Origin of the sequence: Bradyrhizobium sp. STM 3566 (genome assembly GCF_045571445.1) — a bacterium.
GTDB lineage: Bacteria > Pseudomonadota > Alphaproteobacteria > Rhizobiales > Xanthobacteraceae > Bradyrhizobium > Bradyrhizobium vignae.
The window spans coordinates 4,662,199-4,678,279 of sequence record NZ_CP120692.1 but is presented as its reverse complement, the minus strand read 5'-3'; the positions used below and the strand labels follow the sequence as shown (position 1 = coordinate 4,678,279).

Annotated in this window: 13 protein-coding genes; 12 read left to right on the top strand and 1 reads right to left on the bottom strand. The window is 65.5% G+C overall.

The window, feature by feature from the left end:
- Positions 1 to 64 precede the first annotated feature (64 nt).
- The 7 genes from P6U27_RS22675 to P6U27_RS22645 all read left to right on the top strand — a co-directional run bounded on the left by P6U27_RS22675 (position 65) and on the right by P6U27_RS22645 (position 8,977).
- Positions 65 to 1,498: an NAD-dependent succinate-semialdehyde dehydrogenase gene (locus P6U27_RS22675; protein ID WP_407192661.1), complete on the top strand. Its 1,434-nt coding sequence runs from the start codon at positions 65 to 67 to the stop codon at positions 1,496 to 1,498.
- An 11-nt stretch (positions 1,499 to 1,509) separates the two neighbouring features.
- The gene (locus tag P6U27_RS22670; protein ID WP_407192660.1) at positions 1,510 to 1,854 is read left to right on the top strand and encodes a hypothetical protein; all 345 of its coding nucleotides are present in this window, start codon (positions 1,510 to 1,512) and stop codon (positions 1,852 to 1,854) included.
- A 449-nt stretch (positions 1,855 to 2,303) separates the two neighbouring features.
- On the top strand, positions 2,304 to 4,313 hold the full coding sequence (locus P6U27_RS22665; protein WP_407192659.1) for a hydantoinase/oxoprolinase family protein: 2,010 nt from the start codon (positions 2,304 to 2,306) through the stop codon (positions 4,311 to 4,313).
- Positions 4,310 to 5,890, top strand: coding sequence for a hydantoinase B/oxoprolinase family protein (locus tag P6U27_RS22660; protein WP_407192658.1), 1,581 nt, complete (start codon positions 4,310 to 4,312; stop codon positions 5,888 to 5,890). The genes P6U27_RS22665 and P6U27_RS22660 overlap by 4 nt, the downstream gene beginning before the upstream one ends.
- An 11-nt stretch (positions 5,891 to 5,901) precedes the next feature.
- Positions 5,902 to 7,197, top strand: coding sequence for an aminotransferase class III-fold pyridoxal phosphate-dependent enzyme (locus P6U27_RS22655; protein WP_407192657.1), 1,296 nt, complete (start codon positions 5,902 to 5,904; stop codon positions 7,195 to 7,197).
- A gap of 182 nt (positions 7,198 to 7,379) precedes the next feature.
- A complete protein-coding gene (locus tag P6U27_RS22650; protein ID WP_407192656.1) occupies positions 7,380 to 8,312 on the top strand; it encodes an N-carbamoyl-D-amino-acid hydrolase in 933 nt (310 codons plus the stop codon).
- Complete coding sequence (locus P6U27_RS22645) at positions 8,309 to 8,977, top strand: flavin reductase family protein (RefSeq protein WP_407192655.1); 669 nt, start codon at positions 8,309 to 8,311, stop codon at positions 8,975 to 8,977. The genes P6U27_RS22650 and P6U27_RS22645 overlap by 4 nt, the downstream gene beginning before the upstream one ends.
- Here P6U27_RS22645 and P6U27_RS22640 read toward each other — a convergent pair.
- Positions 8,974 to 9,636 (bottom strand): aspartate/glutamate racemase family protein, encoded by a 663-nt coding sequence (locus P6U27_RS22640; protein ID WP_407194474.1) that lies wholly within the window; start codon positions 9,634 to 9,636, stop codon positions 8,974 to 8,976. The two genes, P6U27_RS22645 and P6U27_RS22640, sit on opposite strands and share 4 nt — an antisense overlap.
- Before the next feature lie 56 nt (positions 9,637 to 9,692).
- On the opposite strand from P6U27_RS22640, the gene hydA reads away from it, so the two are divergent.
- The 5 genes from hydA (at position 9,693) to P6U27_RS22615 (ending at position 16,075) form a co-directional block, all read left to right on the top strand.
- A complete protein-coding gene (gene hydA / locus P6U27_RS22635; RefSeq protein ID WP_129144273.1) occupies positions 9,693 to 11,162 on the top strand; it encodes a dihydropyrimidinase in 1,470 nt (489 codons plus the stop codon).
- A gap of 16 nt (positions 11,163 to 11,178) precedes the next feature.
- On the top strand, positions 11,179 to 12,153 hold the full coding sequence (locus tag P6U27_RS22630; RefSeq protein WP_407192654.1) for an NAD-dependent epimerase/dehydratase family protein: 975 nt from the start codon (positions 11,179 to 11,181) through the stop codon (positions 12,151 to 12,153).
- Between the two features lies 1 nt (position 12,154).
- Positions 12,155 to 12,904 carry an SDR family oxidoreductase gene (locus P6U27_RS22625; RefSeq protein WP_407192653.1) on the top strand — a complete coding sequence of 250 codons (750 nt, stop codon included), beginning with the start codon at positions 12,155 to 12,157 and terminating at the stop codon, positions 12,902 to 12,904.
- Positions 12,901 to 14,337 (top strand): NAD(P)-binding domain-containing protein, encoded by a 1,437-nt coding sequence (locus tag P6U27_RS22620; RefSeq protein WP_407192652.1) that lies wholly within the window; start codon positions 12,901 to 12,903, stop codon positions 14,335 to 14,337. The genes P6U27_RS22625 and P6U27_RS22620 overlap by 4 nt, the downstream gene beginning before the upstream one ends.
- A 118-nt stretch (positions 14,338 to 14,455) precedes the next feature.
- The gene (locus P6U27_RS22615) at positions 14,456 to 16,075 is read left to right on the top strand and encodes an ABC transporter substrate-binding protein (protein WP_407192651.1); all 1,620 of its coding nucleotides are present in this window, start codon (positions 14,456 to 14,458) and stop codon (positions 16,073 to 16,075) included.
- Positions 16,076 to 16,081: the final 6 nt, after the last annotated feature.

Below are 16,081 nucleotides of genomic sequence, written 5' to 3'. Positions count from 1 at the left end.
GCGCTCGCTCGAAACGGCGGCAGTAACCCCGTCGACGACCGAAATCATGCAGGAGACAGCAAGGATGTACCCGAAAGTTCAGATGTTCATCGCCGGCGAGTGGACCGATGGGTCGTCCGGCAAGTCGGAGGACATCCTCAATCCCGCCACCGGCCAGCCGATCGGCAAGACCCCGCACGCCTCGCGCGCGGATCTCGACCGCGCGCTGGACGCGGCCAAAGCCGGCTTCGACATCTGGCGCAAGACCTCGCCGTTCGACCGTTACAAGCTGATGCGCAAGGCCGCCGACATCATCCGCTCGCGCGCCGCCGAGATCGCGCCCGTGATGACCATGGAGCAGGGCAAGCCCGTGGTGGAAGCGCAGGGCGAGACCATGCTGGCCGGCGACCTCATCGACTGGTTCGCGGAAGAAGCGCGCCGCGCCTATGGCCGCATCGTGCCGCCGCGGATGGGCAATGTCTCCCAACTCGTGACCAAGGAGCCGGTCGGCCCGGTCGCAGCCTTCACGCCCTGGAATTTCCCGATCAACCAGGCCGTGCGCAAGATCTCGGCCGCGCTCGCCGCCGGCTGCTCGATCATCGTCAAGGGGCCGGAAGAGACCCCGGCGAGTTGCATGGAGCTGGTGCGCGCCTATGCGGATGCGGGCATTCCTGCCGGCGTCGTCCAGCTGGTGTTCGGTGTGCCGGCTGAAGTGTCGGAATATCTCATCCCGCATCCGATCATCCGCAAGATCAGCTTCACCGGCTCGACCGCGGTCGGCAAGCATCTGGCCGCGCTCGCCGGCCTGCACATGAAACGCGTCACCATGGAGCTCGGCGGCCATGCGCCGGCGATCGTGTTCGCGGATGCCGACCTCGACAACGCCGCAAAGATCCTGTCGGCCAACAAGTTCCGCAACGCCGGCCAGGTCTGCGTCTCGCCAACGCGCTTCCTGGTGCATGAGAGCGTCTACCAGCCCTTCGTCGACAAGTTCGTCGCTGCGGCCAAGAGCCTCAAGGTTGGCAACGGTCTCGACAAGGACACCCGTATGGGCCCGCTGGCGAACCCGCGCCGCGTCGACGCCATGGAGGGCTTCGTCTCCGACGCGGTCCAGCGCGGCGCCAAGGTCAAGGCCGGCGGCAAGCGCATCGGCAACGAAGGCTTCTTCTTCGAGCCGACGGTGCTGACCGACGTGCCGCGCGATGCGCGCATCATGAACGAGGAGCCGTTCGGCCCGCTGGCGCCGATCACCTCCTTCCGCAGCTATGACGAGGTGGTGGCCGAGGCCAACCGTCTGCCGTACGGCCTGGCGGCCTACGCCTACACCACCTCGACCAAGACGATGCAGGCCATCGGTGCCGACATCGAGAGCGGCATGGTCTCGATCAACCATCACGGCCTCGCGCTGCCCGAAGTGCCGTTCGGCGGCATCAAGGATTCCGGCTACGGCTCCGAAGGCGGACTCGAGGCGATCGAAGGTTATCTCAACACGAAGTTCGTCACCCAGGCGAGCGCGTAACGAAAGACGCGGTGTCAGTCCGGGGCGCGCCAATTGGCGCGCACCGGAATGACGATGAGCTCACCGCGGCCGGCGCAAAGCTCGTTCCTGTACCGGTCGACGACGAGGGGCTGGTCGTCTCGGAGGGAGTTCGGCGCGCACCACGCGCGCGGCTGATCGTGGTCACGCCGTCGCATCAATATCCGCTCGGCGTCAGCATGGGGCTGGAGCGGCGGCTCGAGCTGCTCGACTGGGCGAACAAGAACGACATCTGGGTGATCGAGGACGCTGCTCCGCTGCTTACGAGAATCGCAGCCTGCATCGGCGGCGCTTCTCTCAACGCATCATCCGATCCTGCCAAGACGCTCTCTTGCTGATCCTACAATAAAGAGGGGCTGAGCCGACTCCCGTGCATAGCTGATAGGCACCGCGGATATCCCGCGCTGCCGATTGATCGCCTGCAAATTAGACAGCTGATCTTGGTCGCTTGGATTGCGGTGCAATAGGCATCGCGATTTGCTCAGAGAAATCCGTGTTGCGCTGCACGTTTCTGGCGTGGAACGGCGCGCGCTCGCGTGCCGTCTGGGCAGGCACGGCTGCACCAAAACGTGCATCAGGTTGCGCCGTACGCCGCGCCGGCTGCTTGCTGGCCCAGCGAACTGCGGCAACTCTGGCCCTATCGGAGGTCACGGCTCTGTCGCACGCTCGCAGACGATGGCATGACAGGGGATGCATGATGAGCGCTCTCGGTTCGGCATTCGAGGTGGTGATGGACGGGCAGAAGCCGGCGTCCGGTTCGGACGTTGCGCGTAGCTGACCTCCAGACATGAGCGCTTTCGAAAATCACTGGGAAGTCGGCACCGACGTAGGTGGCACTTTTACCGACATCATCGCCATCAGGCGCGATACCGCAGAGGCCCGGATCGCAAAGGTGCCGTCGCGCCCACAGGCGCCGGTTCAGGCAATGCTGGAGGCGATCGAGGCGGTGGGCCTGCGCAAGAGCGAGGTCAAGCGCTTCGTCCATGGCACCACGCGCGTGACCAACGCGATCGTCGAGAACCGGCTGCCGAAGGTGGCGCTGGTGGCGACCGAAGGATTTGCCGATGTCCTGGAGATCGCGCGCTATCGCCGCCGCGATCTTTATCGTCTCGACATTGCGCCGAAATCGCCGCCTTTGGTGCCGCCCGAACGCTACTTCGGGCTCGCCGAGCGCCTCGATCACGAGGGCCGGGTGCTGAAGGCATTGGAGGAAGCGGAGATCGAGCGTCTGCTGGCCTGGCTGAAGGAGACCGGCGTTCAGAGCGTCGCGGTCGCTCTGCTTCACGCTTATGCCAATCCGGTGCATGAAAAGATGCTGGGTGAGCGGCTCAAGGATGTCGTCGCTCATGTCTCGCTCTCGCACGAGGTCAATCCCGAGGCGCGCGAATATGAGCGGACCTCCGCGACCGTATTCAACGCCGCCGCGATGCCGATCGCGGTCGAATATCTGAGCGAGTTGGAGCAGCGGCTGCCGATCGGCCCCGGCTTGCAGGTGTTTCATTCGGCCGGCGCGATGGTTCCGATTTCGGCGGTGAAGCGACGGCCCTTGGTGATGGCGATGTCGGGCCCGGCCGCTGGTGTCTCGGCTTCCGTCAGCATCGCGCGCCAGCTCGGCGCCTCGCGGATGCTGACATTTGACATGGGCGGCACCACGACCGACGTCTGCCTCATCGTGGATGGGCAGGCCGAGATGACCGACGGCCGCATGCTCGGCGACAAGCCGCTGCGCCAGCCTATGCTCGCGGTTCATTCCATCGGCGCGGGTGGCGGATCGATCGTGCGTAACGGTCCCGGCGGCCTGGCGGTCGGGCCGGAGAGCGCCGGCTCCGAGCCTGGACCGGCCTGCTACGGCCGCGGCGGCACGGAGCCGACAATCACCGATGCCAATGCCGTGCTCGGCTATCTCAATCCCGAGACCAAGCTTGGTGACCGCATCGGGATCGACATCGCGGCCGCAAAGCGCGTCATCGAGCCGATCGCGCGCGCGCTCGGACTGAGCCTCACCGAAACAGCGCTCGGCATCATCAAGGTCGCGAACGCGACCATGGCCCGCGCGCTCCGCCGTGTCACGGTCGAGCGCGGCATCGACGGTCGCGACTGCACGCTGCTCGCGTTCGGCGGCGGCGGCCCGATGCATGCGGCCGGTCTCGCCGATCTCTACGGGATCGCAGAGGTCGTCGTGCCCAGCGCCTCGAGTGCGTTCTCGGCGCTGGGCTGCCTCACCGCCGATTTCAGCTTCCTGCAGCAGCAGACCCTTCGCGCCGCCCTCGACGGCATCGATTTCGCGCGCGTGTCGGAGCGGATCGAGGCCTTGAGTGCCGATGCCTCGGCACCGCTTCTCGCCAACGGCGTTGCGAAGGCGGAGATCCAGGTCGAGTTGGTGGCCTTGATGCGCTATGCCGCGCAGAATGACGCCATTCCGGTGCCGTTCGTGCTGCCGCTCGATGTCGCCAGGCTGAAGCAGGATTTCCTGGCGCGGCATCACGCGCTGTTCGGCTATGCGACCGGTGAGCCTTGCGTGATTGAATCCGTGCGGGCTCAGGCCCGCCGTCCATCGACGACCGCCGTGAGCCGGCCGGCCACGGCAGCGAGGGCGGAGTCCAGGGGTACGCGCAGCTGCTCGTTCGACGGCGTCCACGAGATCGCGACAGCAATCATCGACCGCGCCGCGCTCACGGAGACCGTCAGCGGTCCGGCCATCATCGAAGATGCGTGGTCGACTGTGGTAGTGCCGCCGGGCTGGCAGGCAAAGCCTGATACCGCCGGCAATCTATTCCTGACGCGGGGGGCGGCATGAAGCTCGATCCGTTCGTCGTCGAGGTTATCAGGCACGGGCTCTCGGCCGCGGCCGAGGAGATGAGCCTGGTGATGACGCGCTCGGCGCGCTCGCCGCTGCTGCGCGAGGCCGGCGACCTGTCGTCGGCGATCACCGATGGCTACGGCGGCCTGGTCGGGCAGGGTCGCGACATTCCGATCCATCTCGGCGCGATGGCCTACACCATCCCGGAGTTACTGAAGGTGATGCCGCGCGACAGCCTGAATGACGGCGACGTCGTGATCTATAATGTCGGCGCGCTCGGCGGCAATCATCTCAATGACGTCAAGGTCGTGCGGCCCGTCTTCTTCGAGGGCGAAATCGTGGCCTTCGCGGTCAGCCTCGCGCACTGGCCCGATATCGGCGGCACCTGGCCTGGCAGCTATTTTGCCAAGGCCATCGACACGTTCCAGGAGGCGATGCGGATTCCGCCGGTGCTGATCGCGACCGCGGCCGGCCTCAACCTGCCGATCGTGCAGCTGCTCAAGGCCAATGTCCGCGACGCCGAATCCTGCGAGGGCGATCTTCTGGCGCAAATCGCGGCGACGAAAGCCGGCGAAAAGCGCATTATCGAGCTCTGCCGCGAGCATGGCAAGGCCGTCTTCGTGGCGACGCAATCGCGCCTGCACGATCTCTCCGAGATCGAGATGCGCGAGGCGTTGCACGACCTGCCGGACGGCGTCTACGAAGGCGAGGACTACCTCGACGACGGCAGCGCGAACAACGCGCCGGCGCGTATCCACGTCAAGATCACCATTCGCGGCGACGAGGCGATCTTTGACCTCTCCGAAAGCTGCGACCGCGTCTCCAATTTTTGCAACACGACGCCATTCATGGCGCGCTCGGCTGTCGCCTATGCCGCGCGCATCATGAGCGGACGCGACATGCAGCAGAACGCCGGCGCGCTGCGGCCTCTGACTATCATCACGCGCCCGGGCTCGATCCTCGAGCCCGGCTGGACCGCCTCCGTTGCCGCCGGCAACCACGAGACCTCCATGCGCATCGTCGATGCGATTTTCCGCGCCATGCAGGGCACCATTCCCGAGCGCCTGTCGGCGGGCGGGGCGACTACCGCGGGCGTGCTGTTCTTTGCCGAGCCGCGGCCGAACGGATCATGGAAGATGCTTTACGAGGTCCATGGCGGTGGCGAAGGCGCGCGGCACGATCGGGCCGGCACCTCCGCAACCCGGGTGCATCTGTCCAACACGTCGAACACGCCGGTCGAGGTGATCGAGGCGAACTACGCGATCCGGCTCGAGCAGCAGGCCATCCGCCGGCGGTCCGGTGGCGCAGGGGTCCATCGCGGTGGTGACGGCTCGGTCCGCACCTATCGTATCCTCGCGCCCTCGATGCACCTGACCACTTGCATCGAGCGGATGGTGATTGCGCCCTGGGGCATGCAGGGCGGCGAATCCGGCAGGGCCTGCCGCATCTCGCTGGTCAGGCAGGGCGCGAACATCGCGATCGACGGCAAATCGAACCTGGTGTTGCGGCAAGACGATCTCGTCACGATCGAGATGTGCGGCGGCGGCGGCTACGGCGCCGTGGCCACAGAGTAAGGAGCCCCGCGATGAGCAGATTGTTGCGAACCGGGCTGAATGCGGGCGAGGCCGCGCCGATGGCCGTGGTCGGCGGCGAGGGCGTCTACTTCCACTTGTCCGACGGCCGCAAGCTGATCGACGGCAGCAACACCGGCGGCGGTCTCGGCCATCGCCATCCCGCGATGGTGGAGGCGATCCGCCGCGCGGCGGACACGCCCGTCGTCAACGAAGGCTGGACCTGGGTCGGCCGCGAGCAGGCCGCCGATGATCTGATGGCGACCGCCTTTGCGGGCGAAGAGGACTGGGTCGGCGCGGTCCGCTTCTGCATCAGCGGCAGCGAGGCGAACGACATGGCGTTGTCGCTCTGCCAGGCGCTGACGCAGCGCTCGGCCCTCGCAACGCGCGAGCGCGCCTATCACGGCATCACCGGCCTGTCGCGCAGCATGACCGTGCAGCCGCAATGGCACGGAGGCCTCGCCGTGCACGCAGGCGGCTCGAAGCTGCCGGCGCCGATGGCGCCGGTGCGGATCCTGCCGGCGCCGGATGGTGCCATTTATGGCGCGCCGGCCAATCATACCCCGCCGAGCGAATATCTCGCCGATGCCACGCGTCTGCTCTCGGACACGGCGGCGACGATCATCCATTACACGCAAGGAGGCATCTATTACGACAGCGCCTATCAGGACGAGGTGGCGCGCTGCGCGCGGCAGGCGGGCTCGTACTGGATCGCCGACGAGGTCGTCACCGGCGCAGGCCGAGCCGGCCGCTGGTTCGCGTTCCAGGGCGCGCGGAGCCGCCCCGACATCGTCACTCTCGGCAAATCGCTCGGCGGCGGCGCGGCAGCGGTGGCTGCGGTCGTGGTGTCCAAGCACATCGTCGAGCGGCTCAAGGGCACGAGCTGGCAGAACTACGGCACGCTGCGCGGCCATCCGATCAGCATGGCGGCCGTCAGCGCCTATTTGAAGGTCGTCAGCGACGACAATATTCTGGAGCACGTGCAAGACTTGGAGAAGCTGTTCACCGGTCGCCTGCTTGCGATCGCGCAAAAGCATCCGAGCGTGCGGCGCGTCGCGGGGCAGGGACTGCACTGGACTGTGGAGTTGCACGGCCCGGACTGGCGCACCTGGCACGCCGACACCCCCGAGGTGCCGATCGCCTCACGCGTTGCGGAGCGCGCGCTGGAGGCGGGTGCGGTGATCGGGACGAGCGGCGAGCAGACCTCGCTGTTCCTGGCACCGCCGCTGGTGATCTCCGAGCGCGAGGCTACGCTGCTGCTCGATGCGCTCGACCACGGTCTCGATATTGCTGACGAGGAGCACGGGTGAATGCAGGTCATGCAAAGCGTATCTTGCCGTCTCGCACGCCGCAGGCTGGAAATTTCGGGCGATGCTGCGTTAAGCTGCGCGCGCCGGCACATCGTTGAAATTGTGGCTTCTGCCAAGACATCTTCTACCAAGACATCTTCTACCAAGACATCTTCTACCAAGACATCACCAGGAATTCACTGATGCGTATCGTCAATGTTGCTGCCGCCCAGATGGGCCCGATCCAGAGGGCCGACAGCCGCGACGCCGTGGTCAAGCGCATGATCGCGCTGATGGACGAGGCCAAGAGCAAGGGTGCCGACCTCATCGTCTATCCTGAGTTGGCGCTGACGACGTTCTTCCCGCGTTGGTACGTGGAGGATCGCTCCGAGTTCGACATCTGGTTCGAGCGCGAGATGCCGAACACGGCGACGAAGCCGCTGTTCGAGCGTGCGGCGCAGCACGGGATGGCGATGAATTTCGGCTATGCGGAGCTGACGCCAGACGGCCATCACTTCAACACCGCGATCCTCACGGATAAATCCGGCAATATCGTCGGCAAATACCGCAAGGTCCATTTGCCCGGCCACGTCGAGTACGACACCAAGCGCTCGCATCAGCATCTGGAGAAGCGCTATTTCGAGCCGGGCGATCTCGGCTTCAACGTCTGGCGTACGCTGGGCGGTATCATCGGCATGGCCATCTGCAACGATCGCCGCTGGCCGGAGACCTATCGGGTCATGGGCTTGCAGGGCGTCGAGATGGTGCTGATCGGCTACAATACGCCTTCCGTGAATGCGGAAAGAAGCGAGGAGGGCGTCGAGAAGCGCTTGTTCCACAACAGCCTCTCGGTGCAGGCCGGTGCCTACCAGAACTCGACCTGGGTGGTCGCGGTGGCCAAGGCCGGCGTCGAGGACGGCCACCCGCTGTTCGGCGGCAGCCTGATCGTTGATCCCAACGGCGAGATCGTCGCCGAAGCCAAGACCGAGGACGACGAGGTTCTGGTCCACGCGTGCGACCTCGACGCCACCACCTTCGGCAAGACAACGATTTTCGATTTCGCGCGGCACCGCCGCGTCGAGCATTATGGCCTGATCACCAGCCAGACCGGCGTGGTGCCGCCGCCGGAGACGTGAGGCCGACGGTGGACAAGGGCATCCCGCTGCGTGAACTCGATCCGCGCGATCGCTACAAGCTGCTTTGCGGCGTGGTCGTGCCGCGGCCGATCGCGCTGGTCACGACGCTGGACGAGAATGGTGCGGTCAACGCCGCGCCGTTCAGCTTCTTCAACGTGTTCTCGGAGAATCCAGCGCTGATCGTGCTCGGGCTCCAGCACAAGCCGGATCGCTCGCCGAAGGACACGACCCGCAACATCCATCGCGACGGCGAGTTCGTGGTGCACATGGTCGATGAGGCGCTGTCGGTGGCGATGAACGACTGCGCCGTCGATTTTCCCTCCGGCGATAGCGAGGTCGCCGCGACCGGGCTTGCGACGCTTCCCTCGATCGATGTGAAGGTGCCGCGCCTCGCCGCCGCGCCCTTCGCGCTGGAATGCCGGCGCCACGTCGTGCTGAACTTCTCTCCGGATCGTGAGCTCCTGGTCGGCGAGGTGCTCAGGGTGCACGCGCGTGAGGGGCTCGTCGACACCGCCAACATGTATATCGATCTCGACGCCTACCGGCCGATCGGCCGCATGTTCGGCAATCTCTACACGACGCAGCGGGATACGTTTGCTTTGACGCGCGAGAGCCATGCGCAATGGCTCGCGCGCCAAGTTGCCAAAGAGCTGAAGGACGCCTAGTGAGCCGAGAACTGCACCGTACCCAGCGCCATGGTGACGGCCGCCTGTGTCGGGTCGATCACGGGAATGCCGAGCGCGTCTTCCAGCGGGCGGCGGTGGCGCGCCATGCCGGCGCAGCCCATCACGATGGCGCGGGCGCCGTCCTCGTCGCGCAGCGCGCGACCGACCTCGATCATCTTGGCCAGCGTGCCTTCACCGGAGGCCGTTTCCGCAACGCTCATGTTCAGCGGCCGCTCGCCGGCAAGGCGCTCGGTCAGTCCCATCTGCCTGAGATAGCGCATGTGCCGCGCGATCGAACGCTGCGCAATTGCGATGACGCCGAAGGTCTCAGCGCGGGAAAGCGCCGTCAGCACGCCGCACTCGGCGATGCCGAACACGGGGCGGTCGGTGCCTTCGCGGCAGACCTGAAGCCCGGGATCGCTGTAGCAGGCGATGACGAAGGCGGCCGAGCCGTTGTCGCTTTCGACGAGCTTTCGCAGCGGCATCGCAACGCTGTCGACGTCCGCCTGGCTTTCGATGCCGAAGGGACCCTCGGCCAGCGTCTGGCAGACCAGCTCCGGCCCGCCTTCGAAACCGAGCGGCTTCAGCGCATCCTCCAGCCCTCGCGTGACCGCAGGATTGGAATTCGGATTGATGACGAGAATGCGCGGACGGGACATCATGGTCTTCCTGCGAAATTGCAATTGCATGCCTTGAGCCTATCACGGAGTGCCTCATGACTGAACCCGCTTACGACCTGATCATCCGCGGCGGCCGTGTCGCGACCACGACCGACGTCTTCGAGGCCGACGTCGCCATATCAGGCGAAACCATCGCCGCCGTCGGCCGCGGGCTTCCGGCGGCCAAGCGCGAGATCGACGCACGCGGCAAGCTGGTGTTGCCCGGCGGCGTCGACAGCCACGCCCATATCGAGCAGTTGTCGGCCGCCGGCATCATGAACGCCGACACTTTTGAGAGCGCGACGGTCTCGGCCGCGTTCGGTGGCACCACCACGGTGATCCCGTTCGCCGCCCAGCATGTCGGGATGAAGCTGCCACAGGTGGTGGAGGATTATCACGCGCTGGCGAAGAAGGGTGCGGTGATCGACTACGCCTTTCACATGATCATCGCGGATGCGACCAGGGAGACGGTGGAGGAGCACATTCCGTCGCTGGTGAAGCAGGGCCATGCGTCGATCAAGATCTTCATGACTTACGACCGGCTCAAGGTCGATGACGAGCCTTTGCTCGACATCCTGCTCGCCGCGCGCGAGTCCGGCGCGATGCTGTGTGCGCATGCCGAGAATCACGGCATCATCGCCTGGATGGTGAAGCGGCTGCTTGCGCGCGGCTACACCATGCCGAAATATCACGCCGTCAGCCACGCGCGCGTGTCGGAGGCGGAAGCGTTCACACGCCTGATCGGCATGGCCGCGCTGATCGACCAGCCGATCATGATCTTCCATGTCTCGACCGCCGAAGGCGCCAAGGTGATCCGCGACTCGCGCGGGCAGGGGCTCAAGGTGTTCGCCGAGACCTGCCCGCAATATCTGTTCCTCACCGCCCACGATCTCGACAAGCCCGGCGCCGAAGGCGCCAAATGGATGTGCAGCCCGCCGCCGCGCACGCATGCCGACCAGGAGGCGCTGTGGCAGGCGCTCTCGCTCGGCGATCTCCAGACCATCTCCTCCGATCACGCGCCGTATCGTTACGATGAGACCGGCAAGCTGCGCGCCGGCCCCAATCCCAATTTCAAGCAGGTCGCCAACGGCCTGCCGGGGCTTGAGCTGCGGCTGCCGCTGTTGTTCGACGCGATGGTGTCGAAGGGGCGGCTCGGCCTGGAAAAATTCGTCGAGCTGACCGCGACCGCGCCGGCAAAAATCTACAATCTGCATCCGCGCAAGGGCTCGATCGCGGTCGGGGCCGATGCCGATATCGCGATCTGGGATCCAAACCGCGAGGTCACGATTGCCGACGAGATGATGCACGATCTCGCCGGCTACACGCCGTTCTCGGGTCGCAAGCTGAAGGGCTGGCCGGTATCGGTGCTCTCGCGCGGCCGCGTGATCATCGACGGCAACAAGTGTCTCGCGAGCGCCGGCAGCGGAAAATTCCTGGCGCGCAGCGGCGGCGAGGCGGCAAAGCCGACGGGCCGGCTCGTCGCCGACATGGATCCGGAACGGAATTTCGGAGCAAAACTGCTGTGACGGTGGATCGCTCGCGATGAAGATCGTCATCTTCGGCGGCACCGGGTTTGTCGGCCTCAATCTTGCCGAGGTGCTGCTTGCGCGCGGACACGAGGTGACGCTGCATGATCGTTCGCCGCTGCCACCGGCTGCGCAGCGATCGCTTGCCGACTATCGCGAGCGGCTCAAGGTCGTTCAGGGCGACATCACCGACGCGCAAGGCATCGACGCCCTCATGGCACAGGGCTGCGACGCGATCGTGCTGGGCGCCGCGGTCACCGCCGGCGATGACCTCGAACGGGCATCGCCCGCGCGCGTTCTCGAAATCAACGTGATGGCGCAGATTCCCATTCTGCTTGCGGCGATCCGCCATGGTGTTCGCCGCGTCATCAATCTTTCGTCGGCGTCGGCCTACGGGGCAGCAGGTCAACGTCACCGGATATTGGACGAGGAAACGCCCTGCGATCCCGTCTCGTTCTACGCCATCAGCAAATTCATCTCCGAGCGCTCCGTAGCGCGCCATGCCGAGCTCTTTGGCGGTGATTTCCTGAGCGTGCGCTTGAGTGCCGTGTTCGGTCCTTGGGAGCGGCCCGGCTCGGTGCGAGATACGCCGAGCCTCCAGTTCCAAATTCTCGCTTCGTTCGCCCGCGGCGAACCGGCGCTCTTGCCAGCTCCTGGAATCAAAGATTGGACCTATGCGCCGGACGTCGCCGAGGCAGTGGCACTGCTGATCGAGGCCGAGCGGCCGCGCGATCGGCTTTACAATATCTCCAGCGGCGTGGCGTGGTCGGCGCTGCAATGGGGCGAGGCGTTTGCGGCCCTGCATCCCGGGCTGGAGTGCCGGCTCGTGTCTCCCGGAGAGAAGACCGTCATCAAGCTTCATGGCGGGGATCGCGCGCCGCTGTCGGTCAGGCGGATGGCCGACGAATTCGGCTGGCGCGCGCGGTTTGGCTGCGCCGAATCCGCTGCCGCGATGAGCGCCTGGTGGGTGCAGCACAAGGAGGGGATTTGACATGCGGCTGCAGGGGCGCACGGCGATCATCACGGGAGCGGGCTCGGGGATCGGCCGCGCCAGCGCAAAACTGTTCGCGGAGGAAGGCGCGCGCCTTGCTCTGGTCGATCGTGATGCTGCAGGGCTTCAAGACACGCTGAAGCTGCTGAGCGAGGCAACGACGCATGTCGGCGACGTCGGCGATGCCGCGTTCGCCGAGGCGGTTGTCGGCGATGTCGTCACGCGGCACGGTCGGCTCGACATCCTGATGACCGCTGCGGGGTTCTCCTGCGGCGGCTCGGTGCTGACCACGAGTCCGGAAGACTGGGACGCGGTGTTCCGCGCCAATGTCGGCGGCACCTGGCTGTGGGCGCGGGCCGCGGTGCCGCAGATGCAGCGGCAGAACAGCGGCTCGATCATCACGCTGGCCTCGCAGCTTGCGATCGCCGGCGGCAAGGGCAACAGCGCCTATATCGCCGCCAAGGGCGCAATCGTCAGCCTGACGCGGACGATGGCGGTGGATTTCGCAACGGACGGCATTCGCGTCAACGCGATTGCGCCGGGCGCGATCGACACGCCGATGCTTCGCCGCAGCTTTGCCCGTCACGCCAATCCAGATGAGGTGCGTGAGGCCTCGCGCAACCGCCACGCCATGAAGCGGTTCGGTCAGGCCGAAGAGGTCGCGCAGGCCGCGTTGCATCTCGCCAGCGATGCCTCTTCGTTCACGACGGGCACCGTGATGGTGGTCGACGGAGGCTGGCTCGCGGCATGAGTGAGGCGCTCACCCAGCTCGAAGCTGATATTCGCGCCGATCTGGCGCGGATCGCCCATCCCGGCGCCGCGTGGCTCGAAGCGAAAACGGGACCCGACGGCAAGACGGCGCTGGATGTGCTCATCGTCGGCGCAGGCCAGTCGGGCATCGCCATCGGCTTCGGCCTGCTGCGCTCCCGCGTCAGCAACATCCTGCTGATCGACAAGGCCGAGGAAGGGAAGGAGGGCCCGTGGCTCACCTATGCCCGCATGCCGACGCTGCGCAGTCCAAAGGACTACACCGGTCCGGACCTCGATATCCCCAGCCTGACCTACCAGTCCTGGCATGAGGCCCGCTTCGGCAAGGAGAGCTGGCAGGCACTCGACCTGATCCCGCGCGCCCATTGGGCGGCGTATCTGCTCTGGCTGCGGCGCACGATCGCCTTGCCGGTACGCAACGGTTGCGAGCTCCTCGAGATTGCGCCTGCGTCTGACGGCCTGCTCGCCGCGCGCGTGAAACGGGCAGGAGAGGTCGAGACGCTCTACGTCCGCAAGATCGTCCTGGCGACGGGGCAGGAGGGCATGGGCGGCTGGATGATTCCGGAGCAGCTCGCGCATCTGCCGGCGAGTTCGGTCGCGACCGTCGCCGACGACATCGATTTCGAAAGCCTGCGCGGCAAGCGCGTCGCCGTGATCGGCGCCGGCGCCTCTGCCTTCGACAATGCGGCAACGGCGCTGGAAGCCGGTGCCGCCGAAGTGCACCTGCTCTGCCGGCGTGCGCAGATCCAGGTGATCCAGCCCTATCGTTGGCTGACCTTCCGCGGCTTCCTGCGCCATCTCAGCGATCTCGACGATACCTGGCGCTGGCGCTTCATGCGCAAGATCCTCGAGATGCGCGAGGGATTTCCGCAACCAACCTATGACCGCTGCGCGCGGCACGCCAATTTTACGCTGCACGAGGGCGCGCCGGTCGAGGCGGCGCGCAAGACCGGCGAGGCCATCGAATTGGAGACGCCACGCGGCGCGATCACCGCCGATTTCGTCATCTGCGGCACCGGCATCGACATGAACTTTGGCGGCCGCGGCGAGCTCGCCAAGTGCGCCGGTAATATCGCGACCTGGGCCGACCGCTACCAGCCGCCCGAGGACGAGCGCAACGAACGCCTCGGCCGCTTTCCCTATCTTGCCGATGATTACGCCTTCACCGAGCTCGTGCCGGGAAAGACACCGTGGATCTCCGACATCCATCTCTTCGCCATTGCCTCCACCATGAGCTTCGGTCCGTCGGGATCCTCGATCAATGCGATGACGACTGCCGTTCCAAAGCTGGTCCACGGCCTGACGCGCGGCCTGTTCCGCGCCGATATCGCCCGCCATTGGGCCTCGCTCAGCGCCTATGACGCGCCGCAGGCCGTGGTCACGCGGCCGGCGCGAAAAATGGGGGGATCGCTGTGACCATCTATGCGCCGCCGCGACGATTCGTCCGCAAAACGGCCGATGAGACTGGCGCGCAACTTGCTTCTCTCTTAACCTGCCTTGCTGGCGTTCTCGTTCGAAATTCAGGGAAAAACCGATGCGTTTTGTGTCTTTCAGGCCGGCGACCTCAGTGCTCGCTATCACCGCACTGTTGCTCATCGTCACCGCGCCGTCGCAAGCGCAAACCAGGGCAGAGACATTGCGCTACGTGACCGGCGCGTCCGTCAACACGCTCGATCCCAACATCCCCGGCTCGACCCGCGAGTCCTTCGCATTGAGCATGAGCACCTATGACCGTCTGGTCGCGTTCGGCCGCAAGCAGCTCAACGGCAAATGGGTGTTCGATCTCGACACGATCACGGGCGAGCTCGCCGAATCCTACGAGGTCAGCCCCGACGGCCTGAAGCTCACCTTCCGCCTGCGCAAGGACGCAAAATTCCAGGACGGCTCGCCCGTCACGGCCGAGGACGTGAAATGGTCGCTCGATCGCTGCGTCACCGCGCCGATCCTCGGCAAGGCGCAGCTGCTCACCGGCTCTTTGACGTCGGCCGACCAGTTCAAGGTGGTCGATCCCTTCACCATAGAGGTGACGCTGCCAAAACCCGACAAGCTCGCGCTGCCGAATCTCGCGACCGTCTATCCCATGATCATCAATTCGAAAGTGGCAAAGGAGCACGCGACGGCTGACGATCCGTGGGCAACAGCCTGGCTGAAGGAGCACACCGCCGGCAGCGGCGCCTATGTGGTCGAGAGCTTCAAGCCCGGCGAGCAGGTGATCGTCAAGCGCAACGAGGACTGGAACCGCGGCTCGGCCAATAAGCCGGCCTTCTTCAAGCGCATCATCGTGCAATCGGTGCCGGAGCCCGCGACCCGCGCCAACCTCGTCGAGCGCGGCGATGCCGATCTCGTGCTCGATCTGCAGGCCAGCGACGTGCAGTCGCTGGAAGCCAAGGGCAAGCTGAAGGTGGTCTCGACGCCGCAATACAATGCGATCACCTACGTCTCCATGAACAACCAGATCCCGCCCTTCGACAACGTCAATGTCCGCCGCGCCATCGCTTACGCGCTGCCCTACGACGACATGTTCAAGGCCGCCCTGTTCGGCCGCGGTTCGCCGCTGTTCGGCGCAACCTGGGCGGACGGCAAGCCGGCGAACGGAATCTATCCGTTCCAGCAGCCGGTGAAGCTCGACCTCGACAAGGCCAGGGAATATCTGAAGGCCGCAGGTCTCCCCGAGGGCTTCTCGACCACCTTCAGCTTCAACGTCGGCCAGGCCTCGACCGCCGAGCCGATGGCGGCTCTCGTGAAGGAATCGCTCGGCAAGATCGGGATCAAGGTCGACATCCAGAAGTTGCCGGACGCGCAGATGTCGACGCAGATCAACGAGAAGAAGCTTCCCTTCTACACGGAGGGCATCGTCGCCTGGCTGCCGTCGACCGATTACTTCTACCGCAACTTCTACACCGGCAATCAGCGCTGGAACTACTCTTCGATCAACAACCCGGAGCTTGCCGCGATCGCGCAGGAGGCGCGCTTCGAGCCTGATAAGGCCAAGTATGAGGAAGCCGGCCGCAAGCTCAACGCGATGCACTTTGATCTGATGCCGCAGATCATGTTGTGGCAGCCAAACCAGGACGCCGTCATGGCGCCGTCGATCGAAGGCTACACCTACGAGTTCCATCGCCAGGTCGACTATCGCGACGTCAGCCGCAAGTGATATCGG

Excerpts from the sequence above, each read along its gene's own strand:
- P6U27_RS22675 (WP_407192661.1), top strand. The coding sequence starts at position 65 with ATGTACCCGAAAGTTCAGATGTTCATCGCCGGCGAGTGGACCGATGGG.
- P6U27_RS22665 (WP_407192659.1), top strand. The coding sequence starts at position 2,304 with ATGAGCGCTTTCGAAAATCACTGGGAAGTCGGCACCGACGTAGGTGGC.
- P6U27_RS22660 (WP_407192658.1), top strand. The coding sequence starts at position 4,310 with ATGAAGCTCGATCCGTTCGTCGTCGAGGTTATCAGGCACGGGCTCTCG.
- P6U27_RS22655 (WP_407192657.1), top strand. The coding sequence starts at position 5,902 with ATGAGCAGATTGTTGCGAACCGGGCTGAATGCGGGCGAGGCCGCGCCG.
- P6U27_RS22650 (WP_407192656.1), top strand. The coding sequence starts at position 7,380 with ATGCGTATCGTCAATGTTGCTGCCGCCCAGATGGGCCCGATCCAGAGG.
- P6U27_RS22640 (WP_407194474.1), bottom strand. The coding sequence starts at position 9,636 with ATGTCCCGTCCGCGCATTCTCGTCATCAATCCGAATTCCAATCCTGCG.
- hydA (WP_129144273.1), top strand. The coding sequence starts at position 9,693 with ATGACTGAACCCGCTTACGACCTGATCATCCGCGGCGGCCGTGTCGCG.
- P6U27_RS22630 (WP_407192654.1), top strand. The coding sequence starts at position 11,179 with ATGAAGATCGTCATCTTCGGCGGCACCGGGTTTGTCGGCCTCAATCTT.
- P6U27_RS22625 (WP_407192653.1), top strand. The coding sequence starts at position 12,155 with ATGCGGCTGCAGGGGCGCACGGCGATCATCACGGGAGCGGGCTCGGGG.
- P6U27_RS22620 (WP_407192652.1), top strand. The coding sequence starts at position 12,901 with ATGAGTGAGGCGCTCACCCAGCTCGAAGCTGATATTCGCGCCGATCTG.
- P6U27_RS22615 (WP_407192651.1), top strand. The coding sequence starts at position 14,456 with ATGCGTTTTGTGTCTTTCAGGCCGGCGACCTCAGTGCTCGCTATCACC.